The organism is Achromobacter sp. HNDS-1, assembly GCF_040084795.1.
Taxonomy (GTDB): Bacteria; Pseudomonadota; Gammaproteobacteria; order Burkholderiales; family Burkholderiaceae_B; genus Achromobacter; species Achromobacter ruhlandii.
In genome coordinates this window covers 1,457,669-1,479,687 of record NZ_CP157584.1, presented here as the reverse complement: position 1 = coordinate 1,479,687, position 22,019 = coordinate 1,457,669, and the positions used below count along the sequence as shown (strand labels likewise).

Below are 22,019 nucleotides of genomic sequence, written 5' to 3'. Positions count from 1 at the left end.
GCGGAGAAGTCGAGAGTTCGCACGTCAGGCGTGCGTGGCGCGCACGGTCGGCGCGCGGCGCGGTCAGCGCGGCAATTCGTCGGCGTCGCGCGCGTCCTCGGTCAGGGCGCGGATGGTGCGGCGCAGCCACTGGTGCGCGGGAGCGTGCTGGTAGCGCGGGTGCCAGGCCTGCGTGATGAGCACCGGTTCCAGCGCCAGCGGCAGATCGAACAGGCGGATCCGCATGCCCATGCGGGCGGCGGCGCGTGCCAGTTGTTCGGGCAGCGGCAGGATCAGGTCGGAGCCGTGCAGGGCCAGCAGCGCCGCGCTGGGCGTGGGCACGGTCAGGGTGACCTGCCGGTCCAGGCCCTGTTGCGCCAGCGCGTCGTCGATCGGGCCTTGCGTCTTGCCGCGGCGCGAGACGCTGATGTGGCCCCAGCGCGCCACGCGCCGCGCGCTGATCTCGTCCTTGAACAAGGGATGGTCTTCACAGGCCACGCCGACCATGCGGGTCGTGAACAGCGGCTGCACGCGGATCTCGTGGCCCAGCGGACGCGCGGCGCTGATGAACAGGTCGACGCGGCCGGCGCGCAGCGACTCGTCGTCGATATCGTCTTCCTCGGGCATGAAGCGCAGCGTGGCGCGCGGCATGTCGTTCTGCAGCGCATCCAGCAGGCGGCCCGCGTAGATGCCGATGAAGATGTCGTTGGCGCGCACATTGAAGCGCGTGTCCAGACGCTTCAGATCGACCTGCTCGCCGGGCGCGAGCGCGCCGCAGGCCTGCTCGATCGCGTCGCGGATCTGGTCGCGCAATTGCATGGCGCGCGGCGTCGGCACCAGCGTGCGGCCGGACTGCACGAAGATCGGGTCGCCGGTGGTTTCGCGGATGCGGGCCAGGGTGCGGCTCATGGCTGGCGCGCTCAGGTTCATGCGGCGCGCGGCGCCGACCACGCTGCCTTCCTCCAGCAGGGCTTGCAGCGCGTACAGCAGGTTCAGGTCGGGTCGCATGGGATGGAGAAGAGCGGGCGCATGATCTTGTTCAGCCCGATTATGCCGCGCAAGCCGGCCGGCCACCCGCGCCGGGCGTGCGGCCGGCGCAGGGCTGGCGTGTGGCCGGCGCAGGCCTTGCCGCAATCTCCGCCCGCGGCAGGGATGGGTGGCGCCAGTTCGCCGACGGCGTCGTGACGAGCGGGAGGGCCCGCGAAAGCCCGTACAAGATCCTCGATGTATGGACTGAAATCGAGTTTGTTGCCATACTGCTCGATTCACCCGACCCATGCATTGCGGCATGTTGCCGCCATAAACTCCATGCATCACGACGACATGTCTGCGTCCTGGCCCTTGCGCTTCGTGCGTGGCGGTGGCCCGCGCTATCGCCAGATCGCCGATTTCATCGAAGGCGCCGTGGCCGCCAACCGCATGCAGCCGGGCGATCGCCTGCCGCCGCAGCGGCGGCTGGCCCAGCACCTGGGCGTGGACCTGACCACGGTGACGCGCGCCTACGCCGAGGCCGGCGAACGCGGCCTGATCGAGGCGCGCGGGCCGCTGGGCACCTTCATCGCGCGGCCGGCGGAACAGCCGCTGCAACAGATGCTGGACCTGGGCATGAACATGCCGCCGCTGCCGCTGGGCTGCGATCTGCAGGACCTGCTGCGGCGCGGTTTGGCCAAGGCCATGGAGCGTCATGACGTCGGCGTGATGATGACCTACCACCAGGCCGGCGGCGGTCCCGCCGAGCGCGAGGCCGGGGCGCAATGGCTGTCGCAGTCGGTCGAGCGGGTCGATCCGGACCGCGTGCTGGTGTGTCCCGGCGCGCAGGCCGCGCTGGCCGCGGTGATGCTGGCCTACAGCCAGCCGGGCGACGGCATCGTCGCCGAGCCGCTGGTGTACCCGGGTCTCCTGACCGCCGCGCGGCAACTGGGCCGCCGCGTGCTGGTGGCCGAGACCGATGCCGACGGCATGACCCCCGCCGGCCTGGAGCGCGCCTGCCGCGAGGGCGGCCGGCTGGTCTACCTGAATCCCACGTTGCAGAACCCCACCGCCCACACCATGAGCGCGGCGCGCCGCCGCGACCTGGTGCGCGCGGCCGTGGCCTGTGGCGCCCGCATCATCGAGGATGATCCCTATTCGCTGTTCCTGGACGGCGCGCCGCCGGCGCTGGCCAGCCTGGCGCCGGCCTCGGTGTTCTACATCGCCACGCTGGCCAAGACGCTGACGCCGGGGCTGCGCACCGCGTTCGTGCTGAGTCCCGACCAGGACAGCCGCCGCAACGTGCTGGCGGCGATGCGTTCGTTCGCCGTGATGGCCGCGCCGCTGATGGGGGTGCTGACCACGCAATGGATCGCCAGCGGCACGGCGCGGCAGATCCTGGACGGCGTACGCGCCGAGGCCCAGGCGCGCCAGCAACTGGCGCGCCGGTTGCTGCCGGGGCCGTTTCCCGAAGCGGAGGCGGGCATCCATCTGTGGCAGCCCCTGCCCGACCGCTGGACCGCCGTCGACCTGGAGCGGGTCGCGCGCGACGAAGGCCTGAGCGTGACTTCCTCGGAAGCCTTCCACCTGGGCATGGGAGCGCCCAACGCCATCCGCATCTCGCTGGGCAGCATTCCCGAGCGCGCCGCCCTGGCGCAGGCGCTGGAGCGGCTGGCTGGCCTGGTGCGCCGGCGCCCGCGCGGCCTGCGCGATGTGATCGTCTGAGCCCCAGGCCGTAATATGGCCCTGATGCCTGCCTGGTGCTGACGCCGCATGTTGTTCGAGACTTTCCACTCGCTGCAGGAAACCCTGGTCGATTTCGCCCGGACCCACGCCGATTGGCTGGCGCCGCTGGGCTTCGCGTTCGCGTTCCTGAAGTCGCTGCCGCTGGTGGCGCTGGTGATTCCCGGCACGGCGCTGCTGCTGTCGATCGGCGCGATCCTGGGGCTGGGCGACAGCGCTTTCGTGCCGGTCTGGCTGGCGATCGCGGTGGGCGCCGCGCTCGGCGACTGGGTGCAGTACGCGTGCGGCGTGTGGTTCGGACCCGGCCTGATGCGGTCCAGGCCCCTGCGCAAACGCCCCGCGCTCCTGCATCGCAGCACCCTGTTCATCCAGAAGTGGGGCGTGCTCAGCATCGTGCTGTGCCGCTTCTTCGGTCCGCTGCGCGCCACCGTGCCGATGATCGCCGGCATCTGCGGCATGCGCCCCGCCGCATTCCAGATCGCCAATTGGGCCTCGGCCTTCCTGTGGGCGGCTGCGCTGCTGTTGCCCGGCTGGTGGGGCACGCGCGCTTTCCTGTGAGCCCCGAGGGCGCGCGCCCGGCGGCCAAGCGCGGGGGGGGCCGCGCCGCCGCGTCAGAACATGTGACGGATGCCGACCGACGTCTGCAGCGTGTGCGATTCGCGGATATCCAGGCGGTTGACGTAGGCGTACAGGTTGGTGCGCCGGGACAGGTCATACTGGTAGCCCAGGGCCCAGCCGGTGATGTCGGACCCCGTGGCGCGCTGGTACGACGCCATCAGCGTGCCCACCTTGCCGGTCGGCACGCTGACGCCGGCGATGTACGAATTGACGCGGTCGTAGCCCGCGGACGGGCCGGTGTTGGCGTTGCGCAGGTTGCCGTAGGTGCCGTGCAGCTTGATCCACTCGAAATCGTACGAGCCCGCCAACTGCAGGTTGCCCGCGGTCTTCTTGTTCGGCAGTTGCGAATTCGGGTTGAGCCGTTCGTAGGTCAGCGCCGCCGCCACCGGACCGCCGTTGTAGCGCAGGCCGGCGGTCAGCACGCGGTCATGGGCGTTGGTGGCGAAGGCCTCGCCGTCGTGCGCCTCGAAGCTGTAGCCCAGGCCCGCCTGCCAGCCGCCCAGGCGCGGCGTGGCGTAGAACACGGCGTTGTTGACGCGGCCGCCGGCGCCGAAGTCGCCGTCGTTGTAGCCCAGGCTGGCGTTGTTGGACGACTGGCCCCAGCCGGTGCCGAACGGCGAGCCGACGCCGGCCCACTCGAAGCCATAGACCCACTGGCGTCCCAGCCGCACTTCGCCGAAGCCGCCGGCCAGACCCACATAGGCCCAGCGGCCGAACAGGCGGCCCTGCGCCTGGGTGCCGTTGTTGGCGTTGAAGCCGCTTTCCAGGCGGAACACGGCGTTGTAGCCGTTGCCCAGGTCCTCCGAGCCACGCAGGCCCCAGCGCGAGCCCGACTGGTTGCCGCTCTTTTGCCGCAGGCTGGACTGGCCGTCCTTGCGTTCATAGGTGGTGCCCAGGTCGACGATCCCGTACAGCGTCACGCTGCTGGTCTCGGCCGCCTGCGCCGGATTCAGGCAGCTCAGGGCCAGGGCGGCGCCCAGGGTGCTGCGGTGGCGGATGATTCTTTTCATGGTGTGATCCCCTCGATTGGTATGGCGTTGGACAAAAGAAGCCCCTGCCGCCGGCTCGCCGGCGGCAAAGGATGAAGCAAGCGGAGGTGTCGGCGCGGGCGCTAGCGGGTCATGTCACGGCCCCGTGCGCGGGCAGCGGCGTCAGGTCCCGTGGCGCGGCCATGCACAGCGTGACGCTGGACGGATGGGCGGCCGACAGATGCACTGTGTTCAGCGCAATGCGCTTCTCGCGCGCGTCGGCGGCGGTTTCGCCGCTGTTCGGGTTGACGTCGTACTTCGGGAAGTTGCTGCTGGAGATGTCCAGGCGGATGCGGTGCCCGCGCTGGAACAGGTTGCAGGTGGCGAACGGCTCGATGGTGATCTCGTAGACCTTGCCCGGCGCCAGCGGCCGCGCCTCGTCCCAGGTCTCGTGGAAGCGGCAGCGGAAGATGCCGTCGGTCAGGTTCAGCGCATAGCCCTGCGGGTAGTCGGCGCTGGGCGGGTAGACGTCGATCAGCTTGGCGGTGAAGTCGGTGTCGGGGCAGTCCGACGAAATGTGCAGCCGGACCGTCACCGGCCCGGCCACCGCCAGATCCTCTGGCAGCGGCTCGGTCTGGAACACCAGCACGTCGTCGCGCGCGGCCAGCGGCAGGCCGGGCTGGCGCACGCCGAAGAAGCGCGCGTCCTCGCGCTGGTCGAAGCCGCCGCCCTCGAACACCGGCTGGCCCGAGGTCAGCGCGCCGCCGATCGTCGGCACGGGATTGCGCGGGTCGTACTGGTAGCGCAGCCGGTCCGCCTCGCCCGTCGGCGCGCGTTGGTCCAGGCGGCCGTCGGCGTGCAGGTAGAAGGCGGTGGCGCGGGCCTGCGGCACCGGCCAGGCGTCGGCCTGGATCCACGCGCCGCCGTGGTCGAAGCGGCCCTGCGCGTCGCGCGCGCCGCTGCCGCCGCCCATCAGGAACAGGCGCGCGACCGGGTCCGGCGCGGCGCCCGCCGGCGCGTCCTGCAGCCAGCGCTGGAACCACGCCAGCCGGAAGTCCAGCCAGTGCCGCGCGAGGTTGCCGTCGAAGGCCGCGCGCGGACCGAATTCGGCGTCGCCGCTGTGGGTGGTGTTGCGGTCGCCATGCAGCCAGGGGCCCATGATGAGCCGCACCGGCGACCGCCGGCCCTGGGTCAGGCCGGCGTAGTTCTCCAGGGTGGTGCGCACGTAGGCGTCGTACCAGCTGGACATCAGCGCCACTGGGATGTCGGGAATCGCGTCGTAGTAGCCCTGGGCGTAGATGCCCAGCTGGCGCCAGGATTCGTCGAAGGTGTCGGCGCGCCATTGCTCGAACAGGTAGTCCTCGTACTCGGGCACGCTGGCCAGCGGCGAATGGCCGGGACGCCACGGCATGCGCGTGAACCACTGGCGGATGTCCTCGGCTTCAAGCGCGGCCAGCACCAGCGGGTCCTGCCGCGCGGCCGGGCTCAGCTTGGCCTGCTTGTAGGCCCAGGTGGCCTGCTTCAGCTCGAACGCGCCCGACTGGCGGATGCCGCACTGGTAGCCGTTGGAAAAGCCGCCCGAGTCCAGCACCATGCAGGCCAGGCCCGGCGGGTTCAGGCAGGCCAGCGCCATCTGCGTGTGCGCGGCATACGACAGGCCCATGGTGCCGATGCGGCCGTTGCTCCACGGCTGCTGCAGGATCCAGGCCAGCGTGTCGAAGCCGTCCGGGCCTTCCGAAAGGTACTTGGTGAAGTGGCCTTCCGAGCCGTAGCGGCCGCGGCAGTCCTGGAACACCACGGCAAAGCCGCGCGCGGTGAAATAGCGCGCCACCTCGGGTCGCGGCACGCCGAGCCGGCCGTCGATCTGTTCCGAGCGCGACACCTCGGCCTTGCCGTAGGGCGTGCGCTCCAGGATCACGGGCAGCGGCGCGTCCTGGCCGGGGCGATAGCCGGGCGGCAGGTGCACGTCGGTGGCCAGGCGCACACCATCGCGCATGCGCACCATCTGGTCCGCCAGCAGCACGGCGGGAGAAACTTCGGGGGCGGTCATTTTGCTTCCTGTATGTACAGCATTGAGGTGCGTTCGAGCTTGTTGGCGCGCATCACGGTGCCGTCGCGCGCGGCCCAGAAGGCCACCGGGAAATACAGCGGCACGATGCCGACGTCGTTGAAGGCGGTTTCCGCCGCCTGGCGCAGCAGGGCGTCGCGCTGCGCCGGGTCGAACTCCACCGCGGCCCGCGCCAGCAGGCGGTCCACGGCCGGGTTGGAATAGCGCGCGCGGTTGAAGGCGCCGGTGCCGGCGGCCTTGTCGTAGGTGGCCAGCACGTTGGTCAGGCCATTGGACGAATCGCCGGTGCTGTTGCCGTACGAGAAGATGAAGGCGCTGTACTGCTGCTTGCCGCTGGCGCCGGCGTAGACGTTGTAGGGCTGGGTCACCACGCCGTTGATGCGCAGGCCGGCGCGCGCCATCATCTGCGCCAGCGCCTGGGCCAGGTCGCTGTCGCCGGCGAAGCGGTCGTTCGATGAATGCAGGGTCAGGCCGAAGCCGTGCGGATAGCCAGCCTCGGCCAACAGGGCGCGCGCGCCCGCCAGGTCGTAGGCGGGCGCCGGCAGGTTGGGGCTGTAGCCGCCCAGGCCCTCCGGGACCATCTGTCCGGCCGGCACGCCGGCGCCGCTGAGCAGCCGCTCGGTGATCGGGCCGCGCATGAACATCTTGGAGATCGCCTGGCGCACCCGCACGTCCTTGAGCGGGTTCACCGTCATCGGCTTGCCCTGCGCGTCGGTGACGAACGGGCTGACATCGCGCGCCGAGTCCAGCGCCAGGTAGATCAGGCGCGCCGACGGCGAGCGATAAAGCGTGTAGCCGGCCTTGCCCGTGAGCGTCTTGGCGTCGGTCGGCGGCACGCTGTCGATCAGGTCGACCGTGCCCGACAGCAGCGCCGAGATGCGCGCCGCGTCGTTGGCGATGTAGCGGATCACCACGCGCTCGAAGTCCGGCCGCGCGCCCCAGTAGTCGTCGTTGCGCGCCAGCTCCAGGCTGTCGCCCGGCTGCCAGCGCACGAACTTGTAGGGGCCGGTGCCGATGGCCGCCACGCCGCTGTTGAAGTCTTCCGAGCGCTTGTCCTGCGCCGCGTGGCGCGACAGGATGTACACCAGCCCGATCTGCTCCATGAAGTCGGGCGTGGGTTCCTTGGTGCGGATGCGCAGCGTCAGCGCATCGACCACCTCGACCGCGGCGATCGAGCGCACCGCGCCGCTGAAGGGCGCCGGGCTGTTCGGCACCTTGGGCGCGCGCGCCAATGAAAAGACCACGTCGTCGGCGCTGAACGGCGTGCCGTCATGGAAGCGCACGCCGGGTCGCAGCTTGATCTCCCAGGTATCGGGCGTAACTACTCGCCACGACAGCGCCAGGCCCGGCCGCATCTGCATGTTCTCGTCGGTCGACACCAGCCGCTCGAAGATGTTCTCGGCGGCGGCCTGGTTGTTGCCGGTGCGCGAGAACAGCGGGTCCATCGACGATGGCTCGCTGGAATGGCCGATAGTCAACAGCGGCCGCGCCAGGGCGGGCGCGGCGCCGGCCAGCAGCGTCAGCAGGGCCAGCGCGGCGACGCCGCGGCGGATCGGAGTGGAAAAGCGGTTCATGCGGCGGGAGTTCCTTGGAGGGGCGCGGCGCCATCGAGCAGGTGACAGGCCGCCTGATGGCCGTCGGCCGTGACGCGCAGCAAGGGCTGCTCGGTCTTGCAGCGCGCCATGGCCTGCGGGCAGCGCGGATGGAAATGGCAGCCGGCCGGCGGGTTCAGCGGCGACGGGATCTCGCCCTGGATGGCGTTGAAGCGCCGCTTGCGGTTCGACAGCCGCGGCACTTCCTGCAGCAGGGCCTGGGTGTAGGGATGGCGCGGCGCGGCGAACACCTCGGCGGTGGGGCCCGATTCGACCACGCGGCCCAGGTACATGATGACGGTGCGGTCGCTGATGCGCCGCACCACGCCCAGGTCGTGGCTGATGAAGAGATAGGTCAGGCCCAGGTCTTGCCGCAGGTCCATGAAGAGGTTCAGGATCTGCGCCTGGATCGACACGTCCAGCGCCGCGATCGACTCGTCGCAGATCAGGAAGCCCGGCTTGACCGCCAGCGCCCGGCCGATGCCCACGCGCTGGCGCTGCCCGCCCGAGAACTGGTGCGGAAAGCGGTTGCGGTAGTCGGGGTCCAGCCCCACGCGCCGCATCACCTGCACCACGTAGTCGTCGTAGTCGCGGCGCGCGATGATGCCGTTGGCCAGCGGCGCCTCGCCGATGATGTCGCGCACCCGCTTGCGCGGATTGAGCGAGGACATCGGGTCCTGGAAGATCATCTGCGTGGCCATGCGCTGCGCGTGCGCGGCGCGGCCGGTCAGGGTGGACAGCTCGCCGGCGGGCGTCTGGATGCTGCCCGAGGTGGCCGGCAGGATGCCCGCCAGCACCCGGCCCAGCGTCGACTTGCCGCAGCCGGATTCGCCCACCAGGCCGACCACTTCGCCCTGGTGGATGGTCAGGTCGACGCGGTCGACCGCGTGCACGGTGTGCGAGGCCACCTTGGCGCCCAGCAGGCCGGCCAGGCGTTCGGCGTAGTCGGGCCGCTTCACGAACAGGCGTGACACCTGGTTGGCCTGCATCAGGATCGTCGGGCTCACGAAAGCACTCCAGTCTGAGGATGGAAGCAGCGCAGGCCACGGACGCCCGTGGTCTCCAGCGGCGGCTGCTCGGCGCGGCAGCGCTCGGTGGCGTGGCCGCAGCGCGGGTTGAAGGCGCAGCCGGCCGGCAGCGCCAGCGGCGACGGCGCCATGCCGGGGATCTGGTACAGGCGGTCGCCGGTGTGCTCGTTGCTGGGCACCGAGCCGATCAGGCCGATGGTGTACGGGTGGCGCGGACGGTCGAGGATGTCGTCGGTGCTGCCGGACTCGACCACGCGGCCGGCGTACATCACACAGACGCGGTCGGCCAGGCCCGCCACCACCGCCAGGTCGTGGCTGACCCACACCATGGCGGTGCCGGTCTCGGCGCACAGCTTCTGCATTTCGGCCAGGATCTGCGCCTGGATGGTGACGTCCAGCGCGGTGGTCGGTTCGTCGGCGATGATCAGATCGGGCTTGTGCAGCATGGCGATGGCGATCGCCACACGCTGACGCATGCCGCCCGACAGTTGGTGCGGGTAGGCCTTCAGGCGTTCGGCCGGCGACGGAATGCCGACCGCGGCCAGCGTGTCGCGGGCCCGGTCCCAGGCCGCCTTGCGGCTGCAGCGCTCGTGGCTCAGCACCGTCTCGACCATCTGGGTCTCGATGCGGAACACCGGGTTCAGCGTCATCATCGGGTCCTGGAACACCATGGCGATGCGGTTGCCGCGCAGCTGGCGCAGTTCCTCGCGCGACAGCGTCGCCAGGTCGGTGCCCTTGAACAGGATCTGGCCGCCGTCGATGCGCCCGGGCGGGTCGATCAGGCCCAGGATGGAAAAGCCGGTGATGGACTTGCCCGAGCCGGACTCGCCGACCAGGCCGAGGATCTCGCCGGGATGGACATCGAAGCTGACGTCGTCCACCGCCCGCACCAGGCCGGCGCGGGTGTGGAACCAGGTGCGCAGGTTGCGCACGGAAAGGGTGGGGGTTGCCGATTGCATGGCGCTTCCTATTTCTGCAGGCGCGGATTGAGCGCCTCGCGGACGCGGTCGCCGACGATGTTCATGGTGAAAACCACGGTCAGCAGCAGCACGCCGGGGAATACGCTGATCCAGTACAGGCCGGCCAGCATCTGCTGGTAGCCGTTGGCGATCAAGAGGCCCAGCGACGGCTCGGTGACCGGCAGGCCGATGCCCAGGAAGCTGAGCGTGGCTTCGGCGGCGATGGCGTTGGCGGTCTGGATCATGGCGATGACGATGACCGGCGGGATGCAGTTCGGCAGCAGCTGGCTGAACAGCGCGCGCCGGTGGCTCAGCCCCAGGCACAGCGCCGCCTCCATGTATTCCTTGCGGCGCTCGACCACCGCGGTGGCGCGCACCGCGCGGGCGAAGTAAGCCCACTGCACCACCACCAGCGCCAGGATCACCTTGTCCACGCCCTGGCCCAGGATGGCCAGCATCATCAGCGCCACCAGGATGGTGGGAAAGCCCAGCATCAGGTCCACCAGGCGCATGATCAGCGCGTCGATGCGGCCGCCGAAGTACGCCGCCGTCAGGCCCAGCACCGTGCCCACGGCCATGGCGAACAGGCCGCTCAGCACGCCCACGGAAAGGCTGGTGCGCAGGCCATACATCATGGCCGATAGCATGTCGCGGCCCTGGGCGTCGGTGCCGGCCCAGTAGATGTCGCCATAGATGCCCTGGCTGCCCGGCGGCATGCGGCCGTCCAGGATGGTGATGGCGGCCAGGTCATACGGGTTCTGCGGCGCGATCCACGGCGCCAGCAGCGCGGCCAGCACCAGCAGCAGGAAGATGATCGCGGCCAGCGTCGCGGGGCGGCTGTCCAGCACGCCGTGCAGCGCCTGGCCGAAAGTGGTGTCGCGGCCGGGCAGCCATTTTTTCGCAAGCAATGTCATTCGGAGGCTCCCACGCGGACACGGGGATCCAGCACGGAATAGATGATGTCCACCAGCAGGTTGAGCACGATGAACATGGTGACCACGATCAGCAGGTAGGCAACCACCACCGGGCGGTCCAGCTTCATGATGCTGTCGATGATGAGCTTGCCCACGCCGGGCCAGGCGAAGATGGTCTCGGTGACGGTGGCGAAGGCGATCAGCGAGCCGAACTCCATGCCGACCACCGTGACGATCGGGATCAGGATGTTCTTGAGCACGTGCATATAGATCACGCGCGATTCGCGCAGGCCCTTGGCGCGGGCGAATTTCACGTAGTCCAGCGGCATCGTCTCGCGCACACCGCTGCGGGTCAGGCGCACGATCAGCGCGATCTTGAACAGCGCCAGGTTCAGCGCCGGCAGGATCAGGTGGCGGATGCCGTCCCACGACGCCAGGCTGGTGGAGATGCCGAGGATCTCGCCGGTGGGGCCGCGGCCGGTGGACGGCAGCCAGCCCAGCGTCACCGAGAAGATCAGCACTAGCATGATGCCCTGCCAGAAGTTGGGCAGGCTGAACCCCAGGATCGAGCCGGTCATGATGCCGCGATCCAGCGCCGAATCCGGCTTCAGGCCGGCCACCAGGCCCAGCGGCAGGCCGATGGCCAGGGCCAGCAGCAGCGCCACGCAGGCCAGCTCCAGCGTGGCCGGCAGGCGTTGCAGGATCAACTGGATGGCGGGCTGGTTGAAGACGAACGAGTTGCCCAGGTCGCCGTGCAGCGCGTTGCCGACGAACTTCAGGTACTGCTGGTACAGCGGCAGGTCCAGGCCCAGCGACCGCACCGCCTGCGCGATCTCGGACTGCGTGGCGTCGGCCGGCACCAGGATCTCGATCGGGTCGCCGATGGCGTAGACGCCGGCGAACACGATCAGCGAGGTCAGCGCCAGGATCACCAGGCTCTGGCACAGCCGGCGGATAATGAACGCGGTCATGGCGCCTCGCGGCGACAGGAAGCGGGGAACGGAACGGCGCGCATCGATGGGGCTCCTTGCCGGACAATATCGGCGATATCGCGTATTGATTGCGGATTCGTGAATGGCGAGAATCCGGATGGGCGGAATGTTCGATCCATCGCGCCCGGCTGGCAACCGTATGCGAAGGCGGCATATGGCTATGTGAATGACGAGAAATTTGGTGTTAACCCTAGGCCCCGCGCGTCGATTCGCCGCGCGGGGCCGGCATTTCGGACCTTGCGGGACAGGATGAACTTCAAGCAGCTAGAGGCGTTTCTCGCCTTCATGACCACCGGCTCGACCATCGAGGCCGCACAGCGGCTGGGCTCGTCGCAGCCGGCCGTCAGCCGCCTGCTGAGCCAGTTCGAGACCGACCTGGGCGTGCCGCTGTTCGTGCGCCGCAAGGGCCGCCTGCATCCCACCGCCGAGGCCGAATCGCTGCTGCCCGACGTGCAGAACATGATCTCGGACGCCGAGTCGCTACAGCGCCACGTCAATCAGTTGCGGCTGGGCGGACAGCGTCGCACGCTGATCCGCGTGCAGTTGCCCAGCACGGTGGCGCAGTCGGTCATGCCCGCCGTGGTCGAGTCGTTCCTGGCCGACCATCCCGACGTCGCGCTGGAAGTGCTGGTGGGCACCTACGAAACCAGCGAAGTGGCGGTGCTGGGGCGCGAGGCCGATCTGGCGCTGGTGCGTTCGCCGCCCATGAATTCGGGCCTGTCCATGATGCGGCGGCTGGCGACCGAGGCGGTCTGCATCATGCCGCCCGGCCATCCGTTGGAGGCGCTGGACGAGATCGGCCCGGCCGACCTGATCGGCGTCGACCTGGTGCTGCTGGGCCGGCAGCGATCGCTGCGCCTGCAGATCGACCAGGCGTTCCGCCAGGGCCGCATGATGCCGCAGATCAAGGCCGAGGTGCATTCGGTGGAAATGGCCTGCCGCCTGGCCGCGCAGGGCATCGGCGTGTCGATCGTCAACGGCCTGTTCGCGCGCCTGTGCCTGGACATGGGCATCGCCTGCCGGCCGTTCCGGCCGCGCATCGACTACTGCGTGGGCATGGCCACGCTGGCCGGCCAGCCGCCGCACCCGCTGGTGCCCGAACTGGTCCAGCGCATCCTCGACGCGATGGCGCGGCGGGCGGGACCGGACGCCTTCACGCTGCTGGCGCCGGACGACGCCGCCGCGCCTGCCGCGCCGGCCTGAGGCGCGCGCCGCCGCCGGCACGGACGCGGGATACAGTACGACGCAAAAGCGGCGGTCTTGCGACACAGGCGGGATACAGCGCCTTGGTGCAATGCGGGTTCCTCAATTCCGATACCAGGAGCCATCATGTCCCAAGCGCTGGAAACCGTGCTGTACACCGCCCACACCCACACCACCGGGGGCCGCGACGGCGCCGGCCGCAGCGACGACGGCGCGCTGTTGCTGCCGCTCAGCCCGCCGGGCTCGGGGCGGCCCGGCACCAACCCCGAGCAACTGTTCGGCATCGGCTATTCCGCCTGCTTCATCGGCGCCATGCAACTGGCCGGCGCCAAGCTCGGCATCGCCGTGCCGCGCGACGTGGCGGTCGATGCCGAGGTCTCGCTGGGCAAGACCGACGGCGGCGCGCGCTACGCGCTGGCGGTCAGGCTGAACATTTCGCTGCCGGGACTGTCGGACGAACAGCGGCGCCAACTGGTCGACACCGCGCACCAGACCTGCCCCTACTCGGGGGCGATCCGGGGCAACATCGATGTGGAACTGGCGATCGTCTGAATCCCCCAACGCCAAGCGCAACGCCCCGCGATGACACATCGCGGGGCGTTTTTCGTGCAGCCGGGAATTGGGGCGGGCGGGCGCAGGGCGCGTCGATGCGCCGTCCGGCGCCCGGGCTCAGGCGCCGGGCCGCAACAGCACTTGCGCCTCCAGCCCGCCGCCCTCGCGGTTGCGCAGCCGCAGTTCGCCGTCGATCACATCGGCCAGTTGCCGCGCGATGGCCAGGCCCAGGCCGGTGCCGCCGCTGTCGCGGTTGCGCGAGCCTTCCAGCCGGTAGAACGGCTGCAGCACCGCCTGCAATTCCTGCTCGGGAATGCCGGGGCCGCGGTCCAGCACGCGGATCGACACGCCGCGGCCATCTTCGGCCGCGCCGACCTCGACCTCGGCGGCGCCGCCGAATTTCAGCGCGTTGTCGATCAGGTTGCCGAGGATGCGCCGCAGCGCGCGCGGGCGTGTCTGCCAGGGACCGGGGCAGTGTCCTTGCAGCGTCACCGGCTTGCCGATGTCGGTGTAGTCGCACACCAGGCTGTCCAGGAACGCGTCCAGGTCGATGCGCGCCGGCGGCTCGGTGGCCGCGCCGGCGCTGCGCGCGTAGGCCAGGCCGTCGCGCACCAATTGTTCGACTTCTTGCAGGTCATGCGCCAGCTTGTCGCGGTCGGCCGAATCGTCCATGAATTCCGAGCGCAGCTTCATGCGCGTGATCGGCGTCTGCAGGTCGTGCGAAATCGCGCCCAGGATCTGCATGCGCTCGGCCAGGTGCGCGGCGATGCGGTCCTGCATGGCGTTGAAGGCGGCCGAGGCCTGCGCCACTTCGGCCGGCCCGTCCTCGGCCAGGCGCGTGCTGCGGCGGTCGGGGCTCATCGCGTCGGCCGCGCCGGCCAGCCGCGTCAGCGGGCGGATCGCCAGCCGCACCGCCAGCCAGGCGCACAGGATCAGCAGCGCCAGTTGCGCCAGCAGCACCACCGGCAGCCACATCGCCAGCGGCATCACGGTCATGTGGATGTCGAGCGTGACCGCCTGGCCATCGGCCAGCGTGGCGCGCGCCTGGATGTGCTTGGGATCGTCGCCGACGGTGCCGAACGCCAGCGGGTAGGCGTTGCCCAGCGCCGCCTGGATCGAGTCGCGCACCGCCTCGGCGGCGGGCGTTTGCAGCGGGCGGTCGATGTCACCGGGGCCGAGCAGGTATTGACGGTTGTTGCCGCTCAGGCGCGGCAGCCAGGCCGCGCGTTCGTCGGCCGGCAGGCGGTTCAGGATCGCCAGCGCCACCACCACGTCGCGCTCCAGGTTGTCGAGCATGACGCTCTTGGCCGATTGATAGCGTTCGTAGAACTGCAGCCCGAACGACAGCCCGTGCGCCAGCACCAGGCCCACCAGGAAGATCAGGAACAGCCGGCTCGCCAGGGTGCGCGGCCAGCGGCGCAGCGCCGGAACCAGCGTGGCCATCTACGTTGCCTCGGACACGTCGACCTGCGCGGCGAACACATAGCCTTCGCTGCGCACGGTCTTGATGTACATCGGCTCGCGCGCGTCCTCGCGCAGCCGCTGGCGCAGTCGGCTGACCAGCAGGTCGATCGAGCGGCCGAAGAAATCGGCGTCGCGGCCCTGCGTCAGGTTCAGCAGCTGGTCGCGGTTCAGCACCCGCTGCGGGTGGTCCAGGAACACGCGCAGCAGCCGGTACTCGGCGCCGCTGAGCGACACGATGGTGCCTTCGGCGTCGACCAGGTGGCGCGCGGTGGTGTCCAGCGTCCAGTCGCCGAAACGCACGGCGCGGCCCGGCTCGGTGACCTGGAAGTTGGGCGGCAGCATGCGGGTGCGGCGCAGGATCGCCTTGATCCGCGCCAGCAGCTCGCGCGCCACGAACGGCTTGACCAGGTAGTCGTCGGCGCCCATCTCCAGTCCCAGCACGCGGTCCATGTCTTCGTCGCGCGCGGTCAGCAGCAGGATCGGGGTGCGCCGGTGCTTGCCGGCGCGCAGTTCGCGGCACAGCACCAGGCCGTCGTCGCCGGGCATCATGATGTCCAGCACGATCAGGTCGACGGTCAGCGTTTCGAGCAGCGTGCGCATCTGCCGGCCGTCGGCGGCCAGGGTGACGTTCAGGCCGTTCTTCTTGAGGAAGTTGCCGGCCAGTTCGCGGATTTCGCGGTCGTCGTCGACGATCAGGATGTGGTCTGGATTGTCCATGGCGCATTCTACTCAGCGGGCTGCGCGCGGCGGCGCGCCTGGCTGTTGACGATCAGCTGGCAGGGGCCGGGCTGGACGGCCTCGGCGCCCAGGCCCCCGGCCAGCAGCGCCAGCACGGCCAGCAGGCGCCGCCAGGAAAGGCGGGGGCGGGGAAGGGGAATGGTGTTCATGCGCGGGCTCCGGCAACGGGTGTCCGGCAGGTTATAGCGCCGCTCGCGCCGCCAAGTGTGTCGTAGTGTATGCGGGGCCGGACACGATACAAAAGCCGGGTAAAAACCCGCTTTCCGGGCACAGGACGGATACCCGGCGCGCGTCCAATGCGGTCATCGAGACACAAACGGACCGCCGCGCCATGACCACCTTCATCGACACCCCCCTTGCCCTGGCCGCCGGCATGCTGACGGTGGCCTCGCCCTGCGTGCTGCCGCTGCTGCCCATCCTGCTGGGCAGCGCGGTCGAGCGCGGCGGCCGGCTGCGTCCCCTGTTCATTGTGCTGGGCTTCGTGGCGGCGTTTTCCGGGCTGGGCATCGCGCTCAGCCTGTTGTCGGGCGCGGTCGAGTCGGCCCACGAGGCGGTGCGTTCGGTGTCGGTGGCGGCGCTGGCGCTGTTCGGCCTGGCGCGCATCTGGCCGCGGCCCTACGACTGGCTCGCGGCGCGCTTGAGCGGTCCGCTGCAAGGGGTGATCGGCCTGGGCGACAAAGGCGGTTCGGGCAATGCCGGCGGCTTCCTGCTGGGCATGTCGCTGGGGGCCGTCTGGACTCCCTGCGCCGGCCCGGTGCTGGCCTCGATCCTGATCCTGGCCGCGCGCGCCGACAACCTGGCCCATTCCAGCCTGCTGCTGCTCGTCTACGGGCTGGGCGCGGGCATCCCGATGCTGGCCATCGCCTACGGCGGCGGCTTCGCCGCGCGCCGGGTCGGCGCCATCGCCCGCCACGCCGTGTGCCTGCAGCGCGCCTTTGGCGTGCTGCTGGTGGCTTCGGCCGTCGCCATCCATTTCCAGTACGACGTGCTGGCCTATGCCTGGATCAGCCGCCTGTTTTCCTGAGCCGTCGTTCCCACCCGGGCTTGCCTGACCTGCCTTGCCTGACTCGCTTTTCCGTAACCGCTTTCCGTAACCGCTTTCCGTGACCCGCTTACACGCAACCTGAAGGAGCGCACCATGTCATCCATCCGTCTGCCGGCCCGCCGGGCCCTCATCTCCGCCAAACTGGTCCTGGCCGGCCTGCTGGTCGGCGCCGCCGCGCACGCCGCCGCGCCCGCGCCGGCTCCCGCGCCGGAATTCACCGGCATCCAGACCTGGCTCAACAGCGAGCCGCTTACCTTGGCCGGCCTGCGCGGCAAGGTCGTGCTGGTCGATTTCTGGACCTACACCTGCATCAATTGCATCAATACCCTGCCGTACGTGAAGCAATGGAACCAGAAGTACAAGGACCAGGGCCTGGTCGTGGTCGGCGTGCACACGCCGGAATTCCCGTTCGAGCGCACCACCCGGAACGTGGCGGACGCCATCAAGCGTTTCGGCATCGAATATCCGGTGGCGCAGGACAACCAGTACAAGACCTGGGACGCCTACCGCAACCAGTACTGGCCCGCGTTCTACCTGATCGACAAGGGCGGCAACATCGTCTACCGCCACTTCGGCGAGGGGCGCTATGCCGAGACCGAGGCCGAGATCCAGCGGCTGCTGGCCCAGCCCCAGTCTTGACCCCTGCGCGCGGCGCCGCCGTCGCGACGGAGCGCCGCTGGGTACGCCAGAGGGCGGGCGAGGGCACGCGGGAGCGGCGCGCGGCGCCGCCGCGCGCTGTCAGCCGCCGGCCAGCGCCAGCATCAGCAGCGCGCCCAACAGCGCCGGCGGCATCACCCACGCGCCCAGCTTGAGAAAGCGCAGCGCGCCGACGTGCTGGCCCTCGCGCCGCACGGCGATCAGCCACAGCAGCGTCGCCAGCGAACCGGTGATCGACAGGTTGGGGCCCAGGTCCACGCCGATCAGCAGCGCGCCGGCGGTCTGCGCCGGCAGGTCGGCGATCTGGCCGACCGAGCCGGCGATCAGGCCGGCCGGCAGGTTGTTGATGACATTGCTGGCCAATGCCGCCACGATGCCCGCGCCCCACAGCGCGCCGCCGGCCGAGTCGCCTGCCAGCCGCAGCAATGCCCGCGCCAGCGCGTCGATGGCGCCGCTGAGCGCCAGGCCCTCGACCAGCACGAACAGGCCGGCCACCATCGGCAGCACGCCCCAGGCCACGTGGCGCAGCACCGGCAGCGGACTGAGCCGCTGCTTCAGGTGGATCAGGCCGGCGGTGGCCAGCCCGGCGATGAAGGTCGGCAGGCCCAGGTCGGCGTGCAGCGCCGAGGCCAGCATCAGCACCGCCGCCGTCAGCAGGATGCCGATGCCGGTCAGGCGCGCGCCCGTGGCCAGCGGTTGCGGCACGATGTCGGTGCGCAACGGCTGGCGCAGCGCCTCGCGCTGGCTGAAGCGCAGGGCCAGATAGGTCAGGCCGATGGCCGCCAGCGACGGCAGGGTGAAGCGTTGCAGCCAGTCCAGCAGCGGCGGCATCTGGCTGCCGTACACCACCAGGTTGGCGGGGTTGGAGATCGGCAGCACGAAGCTGGCGGCGTTGGCGATGAATGCGCAGATGAACAGGTAGGGCAGCGGCCGCGCGCCGGCGGCCCGCGCCGCGGCGTACACCGCCGGTGTCAGCACCACGGCGGTGGCGTCGTTCGACAGGAAGACGGTGACCAGGATACCCACCAGGAACACCAGGTCGAACAGCCGCCGCGCCGACCCGCGCGCATGGCGCGCCGCCACCATCGCCAGCCAGTCGAACAGCCCCTGCTGGCGCGCCAGCTCGGCCAGCACCATCATGCCGATCAGGAACAGGTACACGTCCAGCCCCTTGCCGACCGCGCCCAGCGCCGCCTGCCACGGGATCAGCCCGGTCGCCGTCAGCAGCAGCGCGGCGCCGCCGGCCCAGACGTATTCGGGCAGCTTCCAGGGGCGCAGCAGGATGCCGACGATCGCCAGGGCGGAAATGCCCCAGAGGGCGAGGGAGGGAGCGGGAAAGGACATGGGCGGCGACGGCGAGAATCCAGGGCGGGAAGCATTATCGCCGGTTCGGCGCGCCGCGGGCCCGGCGGGGCGAGCCGTCAGGCGCCCGCGCCGCCGCCTTCCAGACGACCGGTTCGACGCGCCTACTGGATCTGCAAGGTATACATCGCCCGGCCGCGCACCAGCGTCAGCAGCAGCGGCTGCCCCGGCGCGGCGCCGGCCAGCAGGCTGCGCAGGTCGGCCAGCCGGCTGACCGGGCGCTGGTTGACGCCGATGATGACGTCGCCGCGCTGCATCCGCGCCGCCACCGCGCCGCGCTCGGGATAGGTGGCGCTGACCGCCACGCCATCGTTGCCCTTCAGGCGCTGTTCGCGGCCGATCTCGGCGAATTCCACGCCGTTCAGGCGCGCGTCCAGCGAACCGCCGTGCAGCCGCTCGTTCTTCTCGGGTTCGATGCGCAGCGTCACCTCCGAGCGCTGGCCGCCGCGCGACAGCGTCAGCCGCACCTGTTTACCCACCGGCAGCAGTCCCTCGGCGTTGCGCAGTTGGGCGCTGCTGCCGATCGGCTTGCCATCCAGCGCCACGATCAGGTCGCGCGCCTGCACCCCCGCCTGTTGCGCCGGCGAGCCGTCCGCCACGCGCGCCACCACCACCCCCGTGGCGTTGGGCGCCATGCCCAGCTGGCGCGCGTTGCGCGGCGTGACGTCGATGGTGTCCAGCCCCAGGCCGCCGCGCTGCACCTGGCCGTGCTGCAGCAGTTGGCGCATGACCTCGCCCGCCAGGTTCGACGGAATCGCGAAACCGATGCCGACGTTGCCGCCCGAGGGCGTGTAGATCATGGTGTTGATGCCGACCAGCTCGCCATTCAGGTTGACCAGCGCGCCGCCCGAGTTGCCCGGATTGATGGAAGCGTCGGTCTGGATGAAGTTCTGGTAGCCGGCCGCGCGCAGGCTTGAGCGCTCCAGCGCTGACACAATGCCCGACGAGGCCGATTGCCCCAGGCCGTAGGGATCGCCGATGGCGACCACGAAATCGCCCACCCGCAGGTCGCTGGAATCGGACAGGGTCAGGGCCTGCAGCCTGTCGGGCGGAATGCGCAGCACCGCCAGGTCGGTGTCCGGATCGCTGCCGACCACCGTCGCGGTGAAGCTGCGGCCGTCCTGCAGCGACACGCGGATGGAGGTGGCGCCGCGCACCACATGGTGATTGGTCAGGATGTTGCCCTGGGCCGCGTCGACGATCACGCCCGAGCCGATGCTCTGGCGTCCGCCGGCGCGGGCCGGGCCGAAGGCGGGCGTCTGCCCGCCGTCGCCCTGGGCGGAAATGTTGACCACCGCCGGCGTCACGCGTTCGAGCATCGGCGCCAGCGAGGGCAACGGCTGGCCGTCCACGGCCATCGGCAGCGCGGCCAGCGCGCGGCAGGGCAGGGCGGACGGGATCGCCAGGGAGGCGGCCAGGGCCGCGGCGGACAGGATTCGGTTCATGGGGGGCCTTGCTGAGTCTGCACGGCAGTATCGCCGCGCCCGGCGTCGCCCATATGACCGATCAAGCCCCTTTCCGGCGGCGTGTTCCGCCGCCGCGCCCGGCGCGCCTAAAAACCGACCGCCTGACCGTCGCGGCGAGAATCGGACGCCGCCACATATCCGCCCTGCGGCAGCCGGCGGATCAGTTGCGCCGAACCGAACTCCAGGCTGTCGACCGGCGCCACCGCCACGTTGTGGCCGCGCTGGCGCAGCGCGTCGACCACGTCGGCGGGCAGGTGCGATTCGACGTTCACCACCGGACCCTTTTCCACGCGGAAGCGCGGCGCGTCGCTCATGGCCTGGGGATTCTGGCCGAAGGCCGCCAGCCGCGTCATCATCTGCAGGTGACCCTGCGCCTGCATCGAGCCGCCCATCACGCCGAACGACATCACCGGCTCGCCGCCGCGGGTGACGAAGGCCGGGATGATGGTGTGCATCGGCTTCTTGCGCGGCGCCACCTGATTGACGTGGCCGGGCGTCAGCACGAAGTTCAGGCCGCGGTTGTGCAGGCTGATGCCGGTGCCCGGCACCACCACGCCCGAACCGAAGCCGTGGTAGTTGGACTGGATGAACGACACCATGGTGCCGGCCGCGTCGGCGGCGGTCAGGTAGACCGTGCCGCCGGTGGCGGGCGTGCCGGCCACCGGCACGGCGGCGCGATCCATCGAGATCAGCCGCGCGCGCTCGGCCAGGTAGGCCGGGTCGAGCAGGGCGCGGGCGTCGGTGCGCATGTGGCGCGGGTCGGCCACGTGGTGATGCAGGTCGGCGAAGGCCAGCTTCATGGCCTCGATGCTGACGTGGTAGTAATCGGCGCTGTCGCGGCCCATCGATTCCAGGTCGAACTGTTCCAGCATGCCCAGCGCCATCAGCGCCGAGATGCCCTGGCCGCTGGGCGGGATTTCATGCAGTTGGTAGCCGCGGAACGATTGCGAGATCGGCTCGACCCACTCGGGGCGATGCTGGTCCAGGTCGGCCGCGCTCAGCGCGCCGCCGGTGCGGGCGGCGAAATCGGCGATCCTGTTGGCCAGCGCGCCGCGGTAGAAGCTGTCGCCGCCGCTCTCGGCGATCTCGCGCAGGGTGCGCGCCTGGTCCGGAAAACGCCACCATTCACCCGCCTGCGGCGCGCGGCCTTGCGGCAGGAAGGCCTGCGCGAAGCCCGGCTCCTGCGCCAGCTTGGACGCCTGGTTGGCCCATTGGCGCGCGATCGTCGGGCTGACCGCGAAGCCGTTCTCGGCGTAGGCGATGGCGGGCTCGAACAACTGCGCGAACGGCAGCTTGCCGAAGCGGTCCGACAGCGCCTTCCAGCCCGCCACCTGGCCGGGCACGGTGACCGTGCCCCAGCCGGTGCCCGGCATCGTCTCGCGGCCGGCGAAGTACGCCGGCGTCCACGCCGCCGGCGAGCAGCCGCTGGAGTTCAGGCCATGCAGTCTTCCTTCGTGCCACACCAGCGCGAACATGTCGCCGCCGATGCCGTTCATCACGGGCTCGACCACGGTCAGCGCGATGGCGGTGGCGATGGCGCTGTCCACGGCGTTGCCGCCGGCCAGCAGCATGCGCAGCCCGGCCTGCGCCGCCAGCGGCTGGCTGGTCGCGACCGCGTTGGCGGCCAGCACCGGCATTTTTCGGGAAGCGTACGGAAAAGACCAATCGAAGGAAGAAGACATGGTGGCGTGGAGACTCTGTG

Annotated in this window: 20 protein-coding genes; 6 read left to right on the top strand and 14 right to left on the bottom strand. The window is 70.4% G+C overall.

Translation table 11 applies throughout. The annotated features are described in order from the left end of the window. Positions 1-63: 63 nt before the first annotated feature. Entirely contained in the window at positions 64-987 is a 924-nt protein-coding gene (locus ABFG95_RS06625; protein ID WP_049072807.1) for a LysR family transcriptional regulator, read from the bottom strand. A 315-nt stretch (positions 988-1,302) separates the two neighbouring features. Here ABFG95_RS06625 and ABFG95_RS06620 point away from each other — a divergent pair, with 315 nt between their 5' ends. Both ABFG95_RS06620 and ABFG95_RS06615 read left to right on the top strand, forming a co-directional pair. After that, positions 1,303-2,673 (top strand): PLP-dependent aminotransferase family protein, encoded by a 1,371-nt coding sequence (locus ABFG95_RS06620; RefSeq protein WP_238908878.1) that lies wholly within the window; start codon positions 1,303-1,305, stop codon positions 2,671-2,673. Positions 2,674-2,721: 48 nt separating this feature from the next. Next, positions 2,722-3,249 carry a DedA family protein gene (locus tag ABFG95_RS06615; RefSeq protein ID WP_063569071.1) on the top strand — a complete coding sequence of 176 codons (528 nt, stop codon included), beginning with the start codon at positions 2,722-2,724 and terminating at the stop codon, positions 3,247-3,249. Positions 3,250-3,302: 53 nt separating this feature from the next. Here the strand turns inward: ABFG95_RS06615 and ABFG95_RS06610 are convergent, their stop codons facing one another. The 7 genes from ABFG95_RS06610 to ABFG95_RS06580 form a co-directional block, all read right to left on the bottom strand. Next, positions 3,303-4,319, bottom strand: coding sequence for a porin (locus ABFG95_RS06610; RefSeq protein ID WP_348995625.1), 1,017 nt, complete (start codon positions 4,317-4,319; stop codon positions 3,303-3,305). Between the two features lie 109 nt (positions 4,320-4,428). After that, on the bottom strand, positions 4,429-6,327 hold the full coding sequence (locus ABFG95_RS06605) for a CocE/NonD family hydrolase (protein WP_348995624.1): 1,899 nt from the start codon (positions 6,325-6,327) through the stop codon (positions 4,429-4,431). Next, a complete protein-coding gene (locus ABFG95_RS06600; protein ID WP_100504623.1) occupies positions 6,324-7,919 on the bottom strand; it encodes an ABC transporter substrate-binding protein in 1,596 nt (531 codons plus the stop codon). Before ABFG95_RS06600 ends, ABFG95_RS06605 begins: the two co-directional genes overlap by 4 nt. Further along, complete coding sequence (locus ABFG95_RS06595) at positions 7,916-8,926, bottom strand: ABC transporter ATP-binding protein (RefSeq protein WP_049077628.1); 1,011 nt, start codon at positions 8,924-8,926, stop codon at positions 7,916-7,918. Before ABFG95_RS06595 ends, ABFG95_RS06600 begins: the two co-directional genes overlap by 4 nt. Positions 8,927-8,940: 14 nt before the next feature. Next, positions 8,941-9,924 carry an ABC transporter ATP-binding protein gene (locus tag ABFG95_RS06590; RefSeq protein ID WP_049072814.1) on the bottom strand — a complete coding sequence of 328 codons (984 nt, stop codon included), beginning with the start codon at positions 9,922-9,924 and terminating at the stop codon, positions 8,941-8,943. Between the two features lie 8 nt (positions 9,925-9,932). Next, positions 9,933-10,838 (bottom strand): ABC transporter permease, encoded by a 906-nt coding sequence (locus tag ABFG95_RS06585; RefSeq protein WP_049072815.1) that lies wholly within the window; start codon positions 10,836-10,838, stop codon positions 9,933-9,935. Next, positions 10,835-11,809, bottom strand: a complete 975-nt coding sequence (locus ABFG95_RS06580) for an ABC transporter permease (RefSeq protein WP_348995623.1) — start codon at positions 11,807-11,809, stop codon at positions 10,835-10,837. Before ABFG95_RS06580 ends, ABFG95_RS06585 begins: the two co-directional genes overlap by 4 nt. Before the next feature lie 270 nt (positions 11,810-12,079). On the opposite strand from ABFG95_RS06580, the gene ABFG95_RS06575 reads away from it, so the two are divergent. Both ABFG95_RS06575 and ABFG95_RS06570 read left to right on the top strand, forming a co-directional pair. Beyond that, the gene (locus ABFG95_RS06575) at positions 12,080-13,033 is read left to right on the top strand and encodes a LysR family transcriptional regulator (protein ID WP_049072816.1); all 954 of its coding nucleotides are present in this window, start codon (positions 12,080-12,082) and stop codon (positions 13,031-13,033) included. A 126-nt stretch (positions 13,034-13,159) separates the two neighbouring features. After that, the gene (locus ABFG95_RS06570) at positions 13,160-13,585 is read left to right on the top strand and encodes an organic hydroperoxide resistance protein (protein ID WP_049072817.1); all 426 of its coding nucleotides are present in this window, start codon (positions 13,160-13,162) and stop codon (positions 13,583-13,585) included. Positions 13,586-13,702: 117 nt separating this feature from the next. On the opposite strand, the gene ABFG95_RS06565 is transcribed toward ABFG95_RS06570, so the two are convergent. From ABFG95_RS06565 to ABFG95_RS06555, 3 genes are read right to left on the bottom strand one after another with little or no spacing between them, the layout of a single operon-like run. Continuing rightward, complete coding sequence (locus ABFG95_RS06565) at positions 13,703-15,028, bottom strand: ATP-binding protein (RefSeq protein ID WP_348995622.1); 1,326 nt, start codon at positions 15,026-15,028, stop codon at positions 13,703-13,705. Next, a complete protein-coding gene (locus ABFG95_RS06560) occupies positions 15,029-15,766 on the bottom strand; it encodes a response regulator (RefSeq protein ID WP_049072819.1) in 738 nt (245 codons plus the stop codon). 8 nt (positions 15,767-15,774) lie between these two features. After that, on the bottom strand, positions 15,775-15,936 hold the full coding sequence (locus ABFG95_RS06555; protein ID WP_157810455.1) for a hypothetical protein: 162 nt from the start codon (positions 15,934-15,936) through the stop codon (positions 15,775-15,777). 182 nt (positions 15,937-16,118) lie between these two features. Between ABFG95_RS06555 and ABFG95_RS06550 the strand changes: the two genes are divergently transcribed. Continuing rightward, the gene (locus ABFG95_RS06550; protein WP_348995621.1) at positions 16,119-16,811 is read left to right on the top strand and encodes a cytochrome c biogenesis CcdA family protein; all 693 of its coding nucleotides are present in this window, start codon (positions 16,119-16,121) and stop codon (positions 16,809-16,811) included. A gap of 114 nt (positions 16,812-16,925) precedes the next feature. Beyond that, the gene (locus ABFG95_RS06545; RefSeq protein WP_336724504.1) at positions 16,926-17,471 is read left to right on the top strand and encodes a thioredoxin family protein; all 546 of its coding nucleotides are present in this window, start codon (positions 16,926-16,928) and stop codon (positions 17,469-17,471) included. A gap of 99 nt (positions 17,472-17,570) precedes the next feature. On the opposite strand, the gene ABFG95_RS06540 is transcribed toward ABFG95_RS06545, so the two are convergent. The 3 genes from ABFG95_RS06540 to ggt form a co-directional block, all read right to left on the bottom strand. Next, a complete protein-coding gene (locus tag ABFG95_RS06540; RefSeq protein WP_348995620.1) occupies positions 17,571-18,833 on the bottom strand; it encodes an arsenic transporter in 1,263 nt (420 codons plus the stop codon). 122 nt (positions 18,834-18,955) lie between these two features. Beyond that, positions 18,956-20,296, bottom strand: a complete 1,341-nt coding sequence (locus tag ABFG95_RS06535; RefSeq protein WP_348995619.1) for a trypsin-like peptidase domain-containing protein — start codon at positions 20,294-20,296, stop codon at positions 18,956-18,958. A gap of 107 nt (positions 20,297-20,403) precedes the next feature. Then, positions 20,404-21,999, bottom strand: a complete 1,596-nt coding sequence (gene ggt / locus ABFG95_RS06530; protein ID WP_348995618.1) for a gamma-glutamyltransferase — start codon at positions 21,997-21,999, stop codon at positions 20,404-20,406. Positions 22,000-22,019 lie beyond the last annotated feature (20 nt).